At 69.6% G+C, this 14,125-nt stretch carries 15 protein-coding genes; 6 read left to right on the top strand and 9 right to left on the bottom strand.

The genetic code is table 11. The features are described 5' to 3' along the window. The first annotated feature begins 148 nt into the window (after positions 1-148). The 4 genes from ACWC24_RS22040 (at position 149) to ACWC24_RS22025 (ending at position 2,146) form a co-directional block, all read left to right on the top strand. Complete coding sequence (locus tag ACWC24_RS22040; RefSeq protein WP_450664543.1) at positions 149-517, top strand: hypothetical protein; 369 nt, start codon at positions 149-151, stop codon at positions 515-517. Positions 518-583: 66 nt separating this feature from the next. After that, positions 584-1,369, top strand: coding sequence for a DUF4253 domain-containing protein (locus tag ACWC24_RS22035; protein WP_450664542.1), 786 nt, complete (start codon positions 584-586; stop codon positions 1,367-1,369). Positions 1,370-1,510: 141 nt separating this feature from the next. Beyond that, complete coding sequence (locus ACWC24_RS22030) at positions 1,511-1,876, top strand: hypothetical protein (protein WP_450664541.1); 366 nt, start codon at positions 1,511-1,513, stop codon at positions 1,874-1,876. Positions 1,877-1,960: 84 nt separating this feature from the next. Further along, on the top strand, positions 1,961-2,146 hold the full coding sequence (locus ACWC24_RS22025; RefSeq protein ID WP_450664639.1) for a S1 RNA-binding domain-containing protein: 186 nt from the start codon (positions 1,961-1,963) through the stop codon (positions 2,144-2,146). A 458-nt stretch (positions 2,147-2,604) separates the two neighbouring features. On the opposite strand, the gene ACWC24_RS22020 is transcribed toward ACWC24_RS22025, so the two are convergent. Beyond that, positions 2,605-2,943, bottom strand: a complete 339-nt coding sequence (locus ACWC24_RS22020; RefSeq protein WP_450664540.1) for a cyclic-phosphate processing receiver domain-containing protein — start codon at positions 2,941-2,943, stop codon at positions 2,605-2,607. Between the two features lie 258 nt (positions 2,944-3,201). On the opposite strand from ACWC24_RS22020, the gene ACWC24_RS22015 reads away from it, so the two are divergent. Further along, complete coding sequence (locus ACWC24_RS22015) at positions 3,202-4,320, top strand: hypothetical protein (RefSeq protein ID WP_450664539.1); 1,119 nt, start codon at positions 3,202-3,204, stop codon at positions 4,318-4,320. A 6-nt stretch (positions 4,321-4,326) separates the two neighbouring features. On the opposite strand, the gene ACWC24_RS22010 is transcribed toward ACWC24_RS22015, so the two are convergent. The 7 genes from ACWC24_RS22010 to ACWC24_RS21980 form a co-directional block, all read right to left on the bottom strand. Then, the gene (locus ACWC24_RS22010; RefSeq protein ID WP_450664538.1) at positions 4,327-4,779 is read right to left on the bottom strand and encodes an iron chaperone; all 453 of its coding nucleotides are present in this window, start codon (positions 4,777-4,779) and stop codon (positions 4,327-4,329) included. A 180-nt stretch (positions 4,780-4,959) separates the two neighbouring features. After that, positions 4,960-6,723 (bottom strand): CocE/NonD family hydrolase, encoded by a 1,764-nt coding sequence (locus ACWC24_RS22005; RefSeq protein WP_450664537.1) that lies wholly within the window; start codon positions 6,721-6,723, stop codon positions 4,960-4,962. Then, the gene (locus tag ACWC24_RS22000; protein ID WP_450664638.1) at positions 6,720-7,682 is read right to left on the bottom strand and encodes an MBL fold metallo-hydrolase; all 963 of its coding nucleotides are present in this window, start codon (positions 7,680-7,682) and stop codon (positions 6,720-6,722) included. The genes ACWC24_RS22005 and ACWC24_RS22000 overlap by 4 nt, the downstream gene beginning before the upstream one ends. Before the next feature lie 37 nt (positions 7,683-7,719). Then, entirely contained in the window at positions 7,720-8,643 is a 924-nt protein-coding gene (locus ACWC24_RS21995) for an alpha/beta hydrolase (RefSeq protein ID WP_450664536.1), read from the bottom strand. 3 nt (positions 8,644-8,646) lie between these two features. After that, positions 8,647-9,762, bottom strand: coding sequence for an FAD-dependent oxidoreductase (locus ACWC24_RS21990; protein WP_450664535.1), 1,116 nt, complete (start codon positions 9,760-9,762; stop codon positions 8,647-8,649). A gap of 12 nt (positions 9,763-9,774) precedes the next feature. Further along, the gene (locus ACWC24_RS21985; protein ID WP_450664534.1) at positions 9,775-10,731 is read right to left on the bottom strand and encodes a phosphotriesterase family protein; all 957 of its coding nucleotides are present in this window, start codon (positions 10,729-10,731) and stop codon (positions 9,775-9,777) included. Positions 10,732-10,781: 50 nt separating this feature from the next. After that, on the bottom strand, positions 10,782-11,756 hold the full coding sequence (locus ACWC24_RS21980; protein ID WP_450664533.1) for a phosphotriesterase family protein: 975 nt from the start codon (positions 11,754-11,756) through the stop codon (positions 10,782-10,784). Positions 11,757-11,925: 169 nt separating this feature from the next. On the opposite strand from ACWC24_RS21980, the gene ACWC24_RS21975 reads away from it, so the two are divergent. Then, positions 11,926-12,600, top strand: a complete 675-nt coding sequence (locus ACWC24_RS21975; RefSeq protein ID WP_450664532.1) for a LysR family transcriptional regulator — start codon at positions 11,926-11,928, stop codon at positions 12,598-12,600. A gap of 154 nt (positions 12,601-12,754) precedes the next feature. Here ACWC24_RS21975 and ACWC24_RS21970 read toward each other — a convergent pair whose 3' ends face one another. Beyond that, complete coding sequence (locus ACWC24_RS21970; protein ID WP_450664531.1) at positions 12,755-14,044, bottom strand: RNA-guided endonuclease InsQ/TnpB family protein; 1,290 nt, start codon at positions 14,042-14,044, stop codon at positions 12,755-12,757. Positions 14,045-14,125 lie beyond the last annotated feature (81 nt).

The raw sequence follows: 14,125 nt of genomic DNA, 5'->3' as shown, positions 1-14,125 counted from the left end.
GGCTGCCGAGATAGTGACAGTCCGGACGGGCCGCTGGGCGAAGGCGTCCAAACGCTTTGCCCGATCCATCGGATCCCGCTTATCGTCCGACGACCGCAGTGGGCGTCGTCCGTCGAGAACGGCGTCCGAGGCATAGGGGGGAATCGTCGTGGGCGTCTTCGTCAGGATCAGAGGCTGGCTGGAGTGCGACGATCGGCAACTGGCCCAGGTCACACGGATCGTCGAGTCGGACGATCCCGATGAGACGTACAGCGGGGGCTGGACTTTCCCGCCGAGGCAGTACAACTTCACCAACTGGGGCTTCTACGGAGCCGCGATGCGTGCTCAGGCCGTCGACGACTTCCTGGAGCAACTGCGGCGCATCGCGCGGATCCCGGCGTCCGACGACGACAACGACCTGATCACCGGCCTGTTCCTCGTCAGTCACGAGGTCGACGGCATGAGCGAGTGGCAGGTCCGCGACGGGAACGTGGTGATCCGGGCGGCGAGCGAGGCGTATCGATACCTCGACGAGTAGGTCGCGGCACCTCTTGAGGTCCTTCAGGGCAGTTCGCTGTCAGTAGCGCGGTCCAGGGTGCGAGCCATGTCGTTCGCCCTTCCTGATGGCCTGCCTCCCGGTCGGTTCGTGGCCTGCGGTCCCGAACTCGTGTGGGTGTCCGACGAGTTCCCTGATGACATCGAACGGCTGTGGTCTCGCCTGCTGAGCGGACAACCAGTACACGGTTTGGTTCCGCTCCTGTGCCGGCCCGGCGTCTTGGGAAGTCCGCTCGGCCTGGATCACGTCGATGCCATCCGTCTGGAGGAGGTATTGGCCACGGACTTCGCCGAGTACCGGCGCAGGCGGCTGCCCTTCTGGACCGACCCGACGCCGGAATCGGCGCCCGAAGAAACAGAGCCATGGCCGCATGATCCGGGACCGCCGTTCGAACAGTGGCCGGGACTGGCACCGCGGGTGCCGACAGCGTCCGCAGGTCCGACTTCGGAGGAGGCTGCGGCACGCCTGCTGGACCGCCTCGTGGAGACGGGCCCGTTCGGGCTGGAGGAGTGCTGCTTGGTACTCGTCCCTGCCCGTCGAAGCAGCGATGCCCTGGCATTGATCGGCTGGTCCGCCGAGGCGCCACTCCCCCTGCTCTGCGCACTCCTGCGGAGGTGGGAGGACCGCTTCGGTGCCCAGGTCGTCGCGGCCGTCGGCAGCGAGCTGCACGTATCGGTCGCGAGACCTCCCGCGGAAGCAGAGCACGCGAACTTGCTGGCCCTGGAACACGTGTTGTCGACCGCGGACAACATCGTCGACGACCCGCCCACGCCGTTCCTCGAGTACGCTGCGCGGCTCGTGGGGCGGACTTCCTGGTCGTTCTGGTGGGACTAGGCACGACGGCTGGGCTGGGTCCTTCGTCGTTCGGCCGGGTCGATCCGGACTCGGCGGACGGCGAGACGCAAGCCACAGCTGCGAGGGCGCGAGCGGCAAACCTGTTGGCTTCGGACGAAGCGTCGCCGGTACGGTCTTTCCGTGTGCACCTACGCCTTCGTCCACTACAAGCTGCACTACGTGTGCGTGTCGTGCCGGATCAGCTTCAAACGGCATCCCAGCCGGGCCGGACACACATGCCCGCGCTGCGCGGGGACACTCCTGTGCGCCGGACATGACTTCGCGGCACCTCGGCGCGGCAATCGGAAGGCTTGGTCGGTGGTGGCGGTGGTCCTGGCTGCGGGCTTGCGGTACGAGGGCTTCGAGCCCTGCGGTTGCGGGCGCGAACCGAAGTTCCGCCCCCGTACACGTGCCCAGGTTCGCGCACGCCGCGTCATCGCCGCGCGGACCGGCACCCCGCTCGCGGAACTGCTCGGCCGGGCCAAGCCGCTGGAACAGACCCGCTGATCCAGCAATGGAGACCGCGTCGCCGCTGCAGGAGGGCGTCGTGGTGGGCCAACGGCCGACCGGCAGGGTGACCGGACTGGTCCCCTGGTCCCCTTCGGCGCCTTCGTAGAGGTCTCGGACGGCTTTCAGGACCTCGTCCATCCGTCCGAGCTCAGCTCGGTGCCGGTGGTGCCGGAGGGGGTCGTACAGGTCGACGATCAGGTCGTGATCGTCGTCACGGACATCGACAACGTACGACGCCGGCTCTCGCTGTCGCTTCGACAAGCCTGACTGGCAGGCAAGCCGCTTCGTATGCGGACTCGCGTCGCCCTGCCACAGGTCCAACGGTCAGAAGGCTCGCGGTCCGAATCGCCCCGCTGTCTGCCACGAACCGGCTCAGCCGGTAGGTGCTCTGTTCCACTGGGCGTCGGCACAGTGTGTCGATCCGGACGAGCGATGCGTCGATGTGCGCTTCCCGGAGCGAGCGCAGGTGCGAGCGCAGCTCCGCCTGGTCCCTGGTCTCAAGGGTCACTTCCCATTGCCCTGTTTCCGGTGCAGTGCGAGCAGCCGGCCGCTGCCTTTCCGCCTCCTGCCGCCGCTTCCGTTTCCCCTGCCCCGGCATCGACCCGGAATCGCCGATCGCTGTCAGCGAGGCAAGCCCACTGGTCCCGAGCACCACGCCCGCGGTCGGTGATCATTTGTCAGACACTGCCTCGCAGTGCTCTGGCCCCGAAGGTCACGGCACCTGGCTAGGCCGTTGCGCGCCGGACACGGTAGCTCCAGCGGGCGAGCGACCGGACAACTGTTTCTGCCCCTATGGGGTTGGCGCTGTGAACGAAGACCGCTCCGATCCGAAAGGGCCGTCCGTTGAAGGCGGCTTCTTCCATGAGGGTCACCACCGGCATGATGGTGTCCTCGCCTCCGAGATCGTGGTCGAGCCATAGCTCGTCGATGAAACTGTCGCGATGCTCTTCCAGGAGTCGGATGCCTTCGCGGCTGGTGCGGGCGATCCGCGTGGCCCTGGGGAGCGGTCGGAGATCATCTATGCCGAGGATGACGGGCACGGGCGCGACGGGGGCTTCTTTCACTGGCTCATTGTCACAGTACGGGCGCACGCGTTGTTCGCCGCGCTCGGTACTGCTCCGGAGTCGCTCGCCGCGGCGCTCGATGACACGGACAGACGGGTCGACGTGGGGTGCGGCGAGCTCGCCGGCTGGTGGGCACACCGGCACGGGGAACCGTCCGGCGGACATAGGCTGTCTTTCTCGTGTCGGGCCGCGGCCCCGCGGCCGGAGGAGGAGCGGGTGACAACGAGAGCGCGAGCGTTATGGGCCGACTATTGGCCCTTGGCGGTACTTCCCGTCGTCGCCGGCGTCATGGACCTGCTGCTGTGGTGGCACGGCGAGCCCTGGAGCTGGTCGGACTGGGCCTCCAGCTTCGGCCTGGGCGCCGTCACCACGATGGTCGTCGGGATGCTGCTCGCCCGGCGTCAGGGCAACATCCAAGAGGCGCTGGCTGACCTGGAGTTGACCGAGAAGATTGCTTATCTCACCTACTCGGCACCGGAGTTGCGAGAGGCGTCCACCCCAGGTCGTACGTACCGGGCGCTGTACGACTGCCGGGCCGGGCTGTCCCTGGTGCCGCTCGCCCGGCCGGCGATGCAGGAGGAGTATCTGCGCACGGTGTCCCGTGTGCTGAGCACCGTCACGGACACCCTCGGCTCCTCTCTGCACTCCCATGCGCACTGGACGCCCGACGACTGGCGCAAGCTCCTCTCGGTGATCGAGGGGCTTCGCGGAACGGCCGAGTTCCATGCGCGGAGGTCGAGAATCATGGCCGATCACTGGTCCGGCGAATTCGGCTCGCGAACAGGACAGTTGGCGCGTATGGCGGTCCAGCCGGTGCCGTTCGAGGTGTTCCGGGCCCACTTCACGCAGGGAGCGCACCGCATCCGTGCCTCCCTCGACTGGGAGGCACTGTCGCGGATGGCCCGGCAGGGCGATCCGCCGGTCGGGTTGGCCATGGTGTCCACCACGCTCGCGCCGTACGACCTCGCCGCGCTGGCGGGCTATCACGCCCCCTGGTACCGCGAGGCGTCCGGGACAGGGGAGGTGAGGTACGACCAGCGCGACGCGGTGCCACTGCGGCACGCCGAACTGGCGACTGACCTCTCCTCCCTCCGCCAGGAACGGCGCTCGCGCATCGGAGAACTGCGGGACCATTACGCGACCCGGCTCGACGCCCAGGGAATCTCGCTCATGCTCGCGACCTACGCGCTGGGGCCGGACGGGTATCTGGTCCTCGACGGCAATCACCGGCTGACCGCTCTGGCCCAGCTCGTCGCCAAGGGCTGTCCGGCCACGCTGATCGAGTTCCGGTTGACCGCGCCCCTGGATCCCGCACTGCTGCCGGATCTTCGCCACTATCGCGGTGGTGGGCGGGGCGCGGTGCCGGGCGCGTCGTGACGTGCCTCAGCTCACCGCCTGCTTCACGAGCGCGGCGATCCTCGCCTCGGCCTCCGCGTTCAGTTCCGTGAGGGCGAACGCGGAGGGCCACATGGTGCCCTCGTCCAGGTTCGCCAGGTCGCTGAAGCCGAGGGTCGCGTACCGCGCCTTGAACTTCTCCGCGCTCTGGAAGAAACAGACGACCTTGCCGTCCAGCGCGTAGGCGGGCATGCCGTACCAGAGCTTCGGCGCGAGGACCGGAGCGTTCGCGGTGACGACGGCGTGGACGCGCTCCGCCATGACCCGGTCGGACTCCTGCATCTCGGCGATCTTCGCGAGTACGTCCCGTACCGCCTCGGCCGCCTTGTCCGCGCGCGAGCCGCGGCGGGCTTCCTTCTTGAGTTCCTTGGCGTGGTCCTTCATCGCGGCCCGCTCTTCGGCCGTGAATCCCTCGTGCTTGCCGCTTTCCGTACTGCTCATGGCAGAGCTCCCCGTCCAGGTCATGGTGTCCGGGGTCCCGTGCGCGCTGACGGCGGTGTGCGGCCCGGACGTTGTCGGCCCCATTGTGCCGATCATGCCGACCTCGCGCGTGCGCTTCGGCATCAGCGGCCGGCACCGCCGGGGGTACGGCGGTGCCCGGTCGGCGCCTGCCCCGTCCCGTCAGGCGTCGGCGCGCCGGTCGCCGTCCTCTCGTGTCGCGGGCGGAGTGTCGGCCCTCGTGAACGGCAGGACCAGGCGGGAGGGGTGTGCCGCATCACGGTAGATCTTGTGGGTGACGGGGCGGCCCACCGGCAGGTGGAAGGCGTCCGGTGGGAGGAGGGAGTTGTGCGCGTCGGCCAGGGGCTCGTCGTTCGACAGCTCCACCACCAGGCGGTGACCGGGAAGGAAGGTGGCGGCGTGCGGGTAGAGGCGCAGCACGTACTCCTCGATCCTCCCGGGCTCGACCGGCACCGCGCGGGTGTGCGGGTGGTAGGGGTCGCCCTCGGTGGTGCGCTCCTCGTCGAGCTCGCGGTGGGACGCCTTGAGGTAGCCGGTGGTGATCAACTGCCGCTTGCCGCCGGGAGCTTCGTCCCACAGGCGCAGGATGAAGTTGGTGTCGTCCTGGTCGATCTCGGCGAACAGGTGCGCCGCGCCGGTCCCGATCAGCTCGGTGGGCTCCTCGAACGGTTCGGTGCTCCAGGTGAGCACCTCGACCTTGTCGGTGACCGTGAGCGGTGCCTGGTAGAAGCCGTCGGGGACGGCGTGCTCGGTGCCCATGTGCTCGGGCTCGTAGGAGAGTTTGTGCCGGGGGCGGAGGTGGAGCGACTTGTGGGTGGTCGGCTTCGGGGGCCACCGGTCCGCGGTGACCACCTCGCGTGAGCCCTCCACGAAGACGCTCACGGCCGGCTCGTCCATGATCCCGTTGTCGACGCCCTTGAGCCAGTACTCGTACCAGCGGAACATCTTGTCGTGCTCCTCGATCCAGGGGCGCGACTGCATCGGGGGGTAGGAGCCGATGTCGAGCTTCTTGGGGCCCTTGAGCACGTCGAACAGTTCGATGTGACCGTCCACCGTCCAGCCGCGTCCCTGGTCGATCTGGAGGTAGACCGGGATGTCGATGTTCCGGGCCAGGTTGACGGGGTTGCGTTCCTCGTACCAGTCGCCGTCGAGCGGGTTCATGACGATGTCGAACCAGAACTCGCGGTTCTTGGGGTACTTCAGGACATGGACGAGGTTCGGCCAGGCGGCCACGTCGGGATCGTTCAGCCGTTCGTCGACGAGCTTGTTCAGCGCCTCGGGGCTGTGCACCTCCTGCATACGGGACTTGACGTTCGTGTGCGCGATGCCGGAGTCGCCGCCGCGGCCCTCGCGGGCGGCGCGCGGCATGAACCACATGACGCCGCCGTGGTACGTCGTCTCGTAGAAGTCGAAGTGACCGCCGCTGACGAAGATCGCCTTGAGGTGCGGGGGGCGTTCGGCGGCGGCGAGCACCTGCATGGAACCGAAGTAGGAGATGCCGATCATGCCGATGTTGCCGTCGCACCACGGCTGGGCGGCGACCCATTCGATCAGGTCGTGGAGGTCCTGTCCCTGGGGGACGCCGCCGGCGTTGTAGTTGCCGATCATGACGCCGCCGGAGTCGCCGGTGCCGCGCATGTCGCCGATGACGTGGACGTATCCCTCGCGGACGACGCGGGCGATGTCACCGGCCTCGATGCAGCCGTCCCACATCGGGCTGGGGCGGCGCTGCGGAGGCGTGGTCAGGGCGAGGGCCTGGAGTTCCTTGCCGTAGGCGCTCATCGCGATCAACGCGGGCCTGGGGGTGTCGTCGGTGCCGTGGTAGGCGTCCACGGCGAGTTCGACGCCGTCGCGCATGGGGACCCGCAGGTCCTTGCGGACGGCGATGGACTGCTCGCCCGCGCGAATGGTGTGAAGGTCGGTCATGGTGCGGTGCTCCTGTACTGCGCGGTCGGGTGGTGCTGCGCGCGGTAACCGTGCAGCGAGGTGAAGAAGGGCGAGGGTTCGAGGGCCGGGTCGCCGGTGTAGCCGAGCGCGTCGGCCACGGGGGCGAAGGGCGAGTACGGGGAGTCCGTCTCGCTCAGGCCAGCCTCCAGGCAGCGGCAGGCGGCCTCGGCGACCCGGCCTTCGGCGGCGAGGCTCTGGGCGATGGCCTCGCGGGCCTGCGCCTCGTCGAGTTCGACGCCGTACGGGGTGCCGTCGTCGCGGCGGTACGGGTGCCCGAGGTACAGGTGCCGTGGGCGGACCTCGTCGCGGAGGTGTTCCAGGCCGGCACGGTAGGCGGCCGGGTCGGTGTAGCCGGGGAAGCCGTTGGCTGCGCCGTGGACCTGTACGGCGTCGCCGACGAAGACGGAGCGCCGGCCGTCGACGGCGTAGGCGACGGACCCGGGGGTGTGCCCGGGGATCGCGTGCACCGAGACGGTGACGTCGCCGCCGAGGGAGAGCGTCTCGCCGCCCTGGACGAGCAGCGTGGGTTCCATCTGCCCGGAGATGACGGCGTCCGTGGCCGCGGCCACCTTCGCCTCGCCCTCGGGGTCGCGCAGGTAGCGGCCGCGTCCGGCCCGGTACTCGTCCACGTGGGCCCGGCGGGAGCGGAGCATCGGTGCGTCGGCCTCGTGGATCACCACCTGCGCGCGGCGGCCGGTGAGCTCCCACAGGGCGTGCGCCCCGCCGATGTGGTCGATGTGCCCGTGCGTGAGCAGGATCCAGCGCACGTCCTCGATGCGTCGCCCGATCGCCTCCAGAGCGGGGGCCATGCCCTGTGCGGGGGAGGTCGCGATCCCGGTGTCGACGATCGCCGGTTCGGGCGCGTCGATGAAGAAGCTGTACAGACCGAACCTCCCCCACGGCGAGACGAGGGGGTGGACGGTGACGTCGCGTGTCATGGTCACCTTTCCGAACTTCTTTTACAGCGGCTCGTGTTCAGTGCCGGGTGAGGAAGTCGCGGGTCTCGGCGAAGACCCGGTGGAACTCCGGGATCCAGGAGAAGTGCTGGACGAAGCCGTGACCGGCGCCCTCGTAACGGCTCACCGTGGCAGGCACGCCGGCGTCCTGGAGGCGGCGGCCGTACAGCTCCCCCTCGTCGCGCATCGGGTCGAACTCGGCGGTGACGACGAGGGCCTGTGGCAGCCCGTTCAGGTCCTCGCGCTTGACCGGGGAGACCAGGGGGTCGGCCGGGTCGGCGCCGCTGTCGAGGTAGAAGGCGTTGAACGGCTTGAGGCCGGCCGTCTCCAGGCCGTACCCGACGGCGTTCTCCCGCAGCGAGGGATGGCGGTCCTCGTCGAAGTCCAGGTCGAGGGAGGGGTAGTAGAGGATCTGGTGGGTGACCCCGTCGAAGCCCTCGTCGTGGGCCCTGGCCGCCACGGCGGCGGCGAAGCCGGCACCGGAGCTGTCGCCCGCCACGCCGAGCGTCACGCCGTCCCAGCCCAGACTCACGCCCTGCTCGGCGGCCCATCGGGTGACGGCGTAGCAGTCGTCGAGACCGGCCGGGAAGGCGGCCTCGGGCGCCCGGCGGTAGCCGACGGAGACCACTTTCAGACCGGTCTCCTTCGCCAGGGAGCGGGCGAGGTGGTCGTGCGTGTCCAGGCTGCCGAGGAAGAAGGCGCCGCCGTGGAAGTAGACCAGCAGGCCGTGCCGGTCCGCGGCGGTGGGCGTGTAGACGCGTACCGGCACGTCGCCGGAGGCGGTGTGCGCGGTCAGGTCCGCGACCGCGTGCAGCGGCAGTCGGTCCTCGACGGCGGGTACGTGCGCCTCCTCCGCGGCGCGCAGCGCGGCCGGGTCGAGCGGGCCCTCGGGCGCGGGCGGCAGGGTCGCGAGGAACTTCGCGATCTCGGGGTGCAGCGGCATGACCTACTCCTTCGTCGCGGCGGCCGCGGGCTTCTGGCCGGGGAAGACGTCGTCGATCTCGTCCTCGGACCAGCCCTGGCGCGAGATGGCCTGGAGCTGGTCGGTCACCGGCTTGCGGGTGGCCTGGTAGAGGGCGAGGGCCTCCTTCACGGAGCCCGCCTGCCGCAGGGCGTCGGCGAGCCCTCCGGCGTCCTCGATGGCCGAGTTGGCGCCCTGGCCCTGGTGGTGCAGCATCGAGTGCGCGGCGTCCCCGACCAGCACGACGGAGTCCGAGTGCCAGGTGTCGACCGGGTCGATGTCGTAGACGGCGCGGATGTTCACGGTGTCCATGTCGAGGCCGCGGGTGATGGCCACCAGGCGCTCGTCGAAGCCCTGGACGGTGCGCAGCATGTCGTCCTTGGTGACCTGCGGCGTCCAGGTGCCGTCCGGGCACAGGGCGGTGATGTCGAAGGACACCTGGTCGCGGTGGCGCAGCGGCAGCAGGTAGACCTTCGTGCCGCGGCCGATGTACATGCGCAGGTTGTCGTCGATGACCATGCCGTGGGCGTCGTCCGCGGAGATGACGGCGCGGTAGGCGTGCTCGCCGGAGAACACCGGTTCCCGGTCGCTGAACAGCTGCTGCCGTACGGCGGACTTGATGCCGTCGGCGCCGACGACGAGGTCCGCCTCGACGGTGGTGCCGTCGGCGAAGGCCAGGACGGAGCTGTCGCCCTTGTCCTCGACGCTCTGGAGGCGGTGGCCGAGGCGCACCATGCCTTCGGGCAGCACGCCGAGCAGGGCCTCGATGAAGTCGCCGCGGTGGATCAGACGGGTGTGGGTCTGCTCGCCCTCGGCGGGCCACGTCTCCTTCATGATCGGGTCGCCGGTGGCGGTGAGGATCTCGAAGTACTCGCTGGGCGAGCTGACTTCGGCGATCGCGTCGAAGATCCCCCACTGGCGGAACCGGTTCATGGTGGCGGGGCGCAGGCCGATGCCGGCGCCGACCTCACGGATCCGGTTGGCCTGTTCGTAGACGGTGACGTCCGCGCCGAGCAGGCCGAGGGCCTTGGCCGCCGCCGCGCCGCCGTAGCCCGCGCCGACGATCGCGATCTTCAGTTTGTTCAGGTCCGAGGACTGCATGGCGGAACTCTCCTACTTCTGGATGGTGAGGAAGTCGGCGGGGTTGCCGACGAAGATCGTCTGGATGGCGGCCTCGTCGAGGCCGGCGGCACGCAGGTCCGGGAGCAGGTCGTCGAAGAGGTAGTTGACGGTGTGTCCCTTGACGCCGGGCCAACCCAGCGGGGAGCAGTTGGCGTCGGCGGAGGCGAGGACCTGCCCGATCCGGCGGCCGTTGTCGATGAACCGCAGGAAGTGGTCCAGGCGTTCCTTGCGCGGACGGGCCCAGAACGGCGGGTCGGGCAGTTCGGTCTCGTAGCCGAAGGTGTCGAAGCCGATGCGGCCGCCCTGCTCGGCGATCCAGACGTCGCGGGTCCTGTCGGCGTTGACGCCGTCGTCGACGTGCCCGAACAGCACTCGGTCCAGCGGCAGTTGCTCCTCCTCGAAAATGGCTACGGCGTTCTCGGCGTCGATCGCGAGGTGGGTGAGGATCGGTACGCCCGTACGGAGCGAAGCGCGGGCGGCGGCGCGGTAGATGCGCTTGTCCAGATCGGTCATGCGGCCGCCACGGCTGACGCCGACCTTGATGACGCCGGCGAGACTGCCGGTGCCGCCGATGCCGACGGTGATCTCGTGGACGAACTGCCGTGTCAGGTAGTCGACATCGGCGCGGGCGAAGTGCGGCAGAGCCGTGTCGCCGCCGACGAAGCCGGTGCAGGCGACGATGTGGACGCCGGTCTTCGCGGACAGCGACCTGTAGTGGTCGACGTCGCGGCCGTTGCAGATGCCGGTCGCGTCGACGAAGGTGCCGCCGCCCAGCTCGTGGAAGCGGCGGAGCTTCGGAACGGTCTCCTCGTACCGCTGCTCGGGGGTCTTCCACCACTGCGTGTCCAGCTCGGAGCCGGGCATGCCGTAGCCGATGTGTTCGTGGATCGCCACGAAGCCCAGCTCCTCGGCGGGGATGGGCCCCAGGACGGTGTTGACTCGCGACACAGCACTCACCTTCGGAAAAAAGATCTTGACGGTCGTTCGGGCCGGCGCGTTCAGCGCGTCGCGAGCAGGTCGCGGGGGTTGGCCCGGAGGATGCGCCGTACGTCGTCGTCGCCGACGCCGTGCGCCTCGAGCAGGGGCACGAAGGCGGTCAGGACGTGGCTGTACGGCAGGTCGTTGGCGGGGTGCCCCTTGGCCACCCCGGTCGCCCCGACGGAGAGCAGGATCCGGCCGGCGTGTCCGGCGCGTACGAGATCGGCGACCAGGTCGGCCCGCTCGGCGTCGGTCAGGTGCTCGTCGTCCTCGGTGCCGACGTGGTCGAGGACGACGTGGGCGCCGCGGTCGGCGATGCGCCGCGGGGCACCGGCGGCGGCGGCTTCCCTGCGGTCGAGGCCGCCGACGGCGACCCGGTCGGCGGGCAGCTTCTCGTCGAGGACGACGTCGAGTTCGCGCAGGGCATCGGCGCCGTGGCGGAAGGAGAGCGGGCTGCCCGTGGCGAGGGCGGCGCGGGCCGCGCCGCGCAGCAGGCTCTCGTCGGTCGCGGTCATGCCGGCGCGGGTCACCGTGGTGGTGACCAGGCCGGCGGGGCCGCGGCGCTCCACGCGCGGGACCACCATGCCCTCGGTGATCTCCTTGGTGAAGAGGCCGGCGAACTTCTCGGCGGGCCAGGGGGTCGGCGGGTCGGTCTGGGGCGTGAGGAAGTAGCCGCCGAGCAGTTCCTCGGGTCCCTGGCCGGTCGAGGCGACGATGTGCACACCCGTCGCACGGGACAGGGCCTCGTACAGGCGGACGTCCCGGCCGTGGAACATGCCGGTGCCGTCGACGATCGTGCCGCCGCCGTGGGCACGGAAGTCCCGCAGTTTGCCGGCCAGCGTCTCGAAGATCTCGGCGCGGTCGAGGGTGATGTCGAAGGCGTGTTCCGCGCCCGGCAGCACCGACAGCAGCGCTTCGTGGACCGAGACGACGCCCAACTCCCCGGCCGGCACCGGGCCCAGGACGGTGTTGACGGTGTTGCTGTTCACGCTCATGGCTGCCTCACGTCTGCGGTGCGGGTGCGGCGGTGCACCCTGTGGCTGCCGTCACGCTAACCATTCGCTTTACATGACGTCAACGAAACGAACATCACGAATATATTTTGCTCGTGTAGTTGCGTGAAGGCGGGGGATCGGAGCACGGAAGACCCGCACGGCATCGGGATTGGACTGGCTGGCGTCGGTCAACCTCAACCTGCTGGTGCCTCTTCTCGTGCTGCTGGAGGAACGGTCGGTGACCCGGGCGGCGGAGCGAGTCGGGCTGTCACAGCCGGCCATGAGCCACGCCCTGACCCGGATGCGGCGCCTGCTGGGTGACGACCTCGTCGTTCGGCAGGGCAGCGGCGTCACGCTCACCCCGCGGGCCCTGGAGCTGATCGCGCCACTGCGTGGCGCGCTGCAACAGGCGGCGCAGATCGTCGACCTCCCCTCCTTCGACCCCGCCACGGACGAGCGGGTCATCACCGTCGCCATGACGAACAGCACTGCGTTCGTCGTCGACCCCCGGCTGACCCTGCTCGTCGCCGAGCGCGCCTTGCCCGCCACGCTACGGGTGCGGACGATCACGGTGCCGACCGTGGCCGCCTTCACCGAAGGGGGCGTCGACGTCGTCCTGACGTCCGAGGGGCATGCCTCGCCGTATCCGCGCGAGCGGCTCCACGACGACCGTTGTGTGGTGGTGGCCGCGCCGGACACGCCGCCGCAGGCGGAGCGCTCGACCTGCTCACCGCCGAACCGCACATCGTCGTCGGCACCGACCGGCGGGTCTTCTCGTACTCGGTGCTGGAGGACGAGGGCATCCCCTACCGCGTCGGGCCGCGAATCTCCGACTTCCTGCTGATGCCGTTCACGCGGCCCGCGCCGGCGGTGTCGCCCTGCTGCGGTACTGGGCCGCCGTCACCATGCGCACCCTCGCCGACCCACGGATCGAGAAGTTCCCGTTTCCGCTGCCCGGACCGGACTCGGCATCGACATGGTTTGACATCCTCCCCTTCTTAAAAAAAGGGGATTCCAACCCGGGTGGGTTGAGGTTCACGGGCGCTCGGACGGCTGGTGGCCGTTGTCGCCCCTCCGGCACCGGCTGAGCGCCGGGGGCGGGGGATCCCGCCCTGTCCTGCCGCGACGTTGACTGCTGCGTTGTGGTCGGCGTTGCAGGTGAAGCCGCAGGAGGAGCAGACGAACTCGGCTTGGCTCTTGCGCGAGTTCTTGTCGATCCAGCCACAGCTACTGCACCGCAGAGAGGTGTAAGGCGCGGGTACGTCCTCGACCCGGCCGGGGGCCTTGTGTCCGGTGCGCTGGCGGAGCAGGCCCCAGCCCTGGGCGAGGACCGCCCGGTTCAGCCCGGCCTTGGCCCGGACGTTCTTGCCGGGCTGTTCGGCCGTTCCCCTCGCCGAGGCGGTCATGTTCTTGATGTTCAGTTTCTCGAACCGGATCACGTCGTAGGTGCGGGCGAGCATGGTGCTGGTCTTCTCGCACCAGTCCTTGCGCCGGTCGGCCTCTCGCGCCCTGAGCCTGGCGACCGTGGCATGTGCGGCGGTCTTGGCCTGGCTGCCCTTCGGGGCGCGTGCGGCGCGCCGCTGGTGTTTGCGGATCTGGGCGCGTTCTTTGAGAGTGAGCTGGGGGCAGTTCAGTTTCCGGCCGTCCGAGAGGGCGGCGGTGATCTTCACACCCCGGTCGATGCCGATGACCTCGCCCGTGCCGGGTGCGTCGAGCGGTTCGGGGACGACGGCGAACGCGATGTGCCACCGGCCGCCCCGGAAGGTGACGCGGAACGTCTTCGCCCTCGGCAGCTCGGCGCGGGTGAGGCGGAAGCGGACCCAGCCGCAGCCGGGCACCTTCACCCGCGCCCACCGCCGGTTCAGTTTCTGCACCACCACCGAGCGGCCCATGACCTGCCTGCCGGTCTTCGCGTTCAGCTTTGGTGAACCGTCCGGCCAGGATTCCGGGACCCGGTCGGTGCCGATGACACGGAAGCCCTCGTGCGAGTGTTTCCTGCGCCAGGTCGGCTCACCGAACCCGGAGGTGAAGCGGGCCGTCTTGGCTGCGGTGAAGTCCTTCAGGGCCTGCTGCTGCACATCCGCGTTCCCGGCCGCCAGCCAAGCGTTCTCACGTCGGGCCTCGGTCAGCTGACGGCACTGCTCCGCGAAGCCGGGCGCAGAGCTGCGGCCGGGCCGCCAGTGCGCGTGCTGCTCCACCGCCAGGTTCCACACATACCGGGCGTGCGCACAGTGCAACAGCAACTGCTGCGCCTGCGCGGGCGTCGGGTACAGCCGGAAACGCGACATGCCACGAACCTAGCCACCCCGTTCCCCTCCCGCGCGCGTCTTCGACCGACCTCACCCGTCAGAGTGACCGACACACCCCGT

Source organism: Streptomyces sp. NPDC001443, assembly GCF_053597355.1.
This window is presented reverse-complemented; position numbering and strand designations above follow the sequence as displayed.

Bases quoted from the DNA above. Each gene is read 5' to 3' on its own strand.
- ACWC24_RS21980 (WP_450664533.1), bottom strand. From the start codon at position 11,756: ATGAGCGTGAACAGCAACACCGTCAACACCGTCCTGGGCCCGGTGCCG.
- ACWC24_RS22005 (WP_450664537.1), bottom strand. From the start codon at position 6,723: ATGACCGACCTTCACACCATTCGCGCGGGCGAGCAGTCCATCGCCGTC.
- ACWC24_RS22000 (WP_450664638.1), bottom strand. From the start codon at position 7,682: ATGACACGCGACGTCACCGTCCACCCCCTCGTCTCGCCGTGGGGGAGG.
- ACWC24_RS22035 (WP_450664542.1), top strand. From the start codon at position 584: ATGTCGTTCGCCCTTCCTGATGGCCTGCCTCCCGGTCGGTTCGTGGCC.
- ACWC24_RS21995 (WP_450664536.1), bottom strand. From the start codon at position 8,643: ATGCCGCTGCACCCCGAGATCGCGAAGTTCCTCGCGACCCTGCCGCCC.
- ACWC24_RS22010 (WP_450664538.1), bottom strand. From the start codon at position 4,779: ATGAGCAGTACGGAAAGCGGCAAGCACGAGGGATTCACGGCCGAAGAG.
- ACWC24_RS21990 (WP_450664535.1), bottom strand. From the start codon at position 9,762: ATGCAGTCCTCGGACCTGAACAAACTGAAGATCGCGATCGTCGGCGCG.
- ACWC24_RS21970 (WP_450664531.1), bottom strand. From the start codon at position 14,044: ATGTCGCGTTTCCGGCTGTACCCGACGCCCGCGCAGGCGCAGCAGTTG.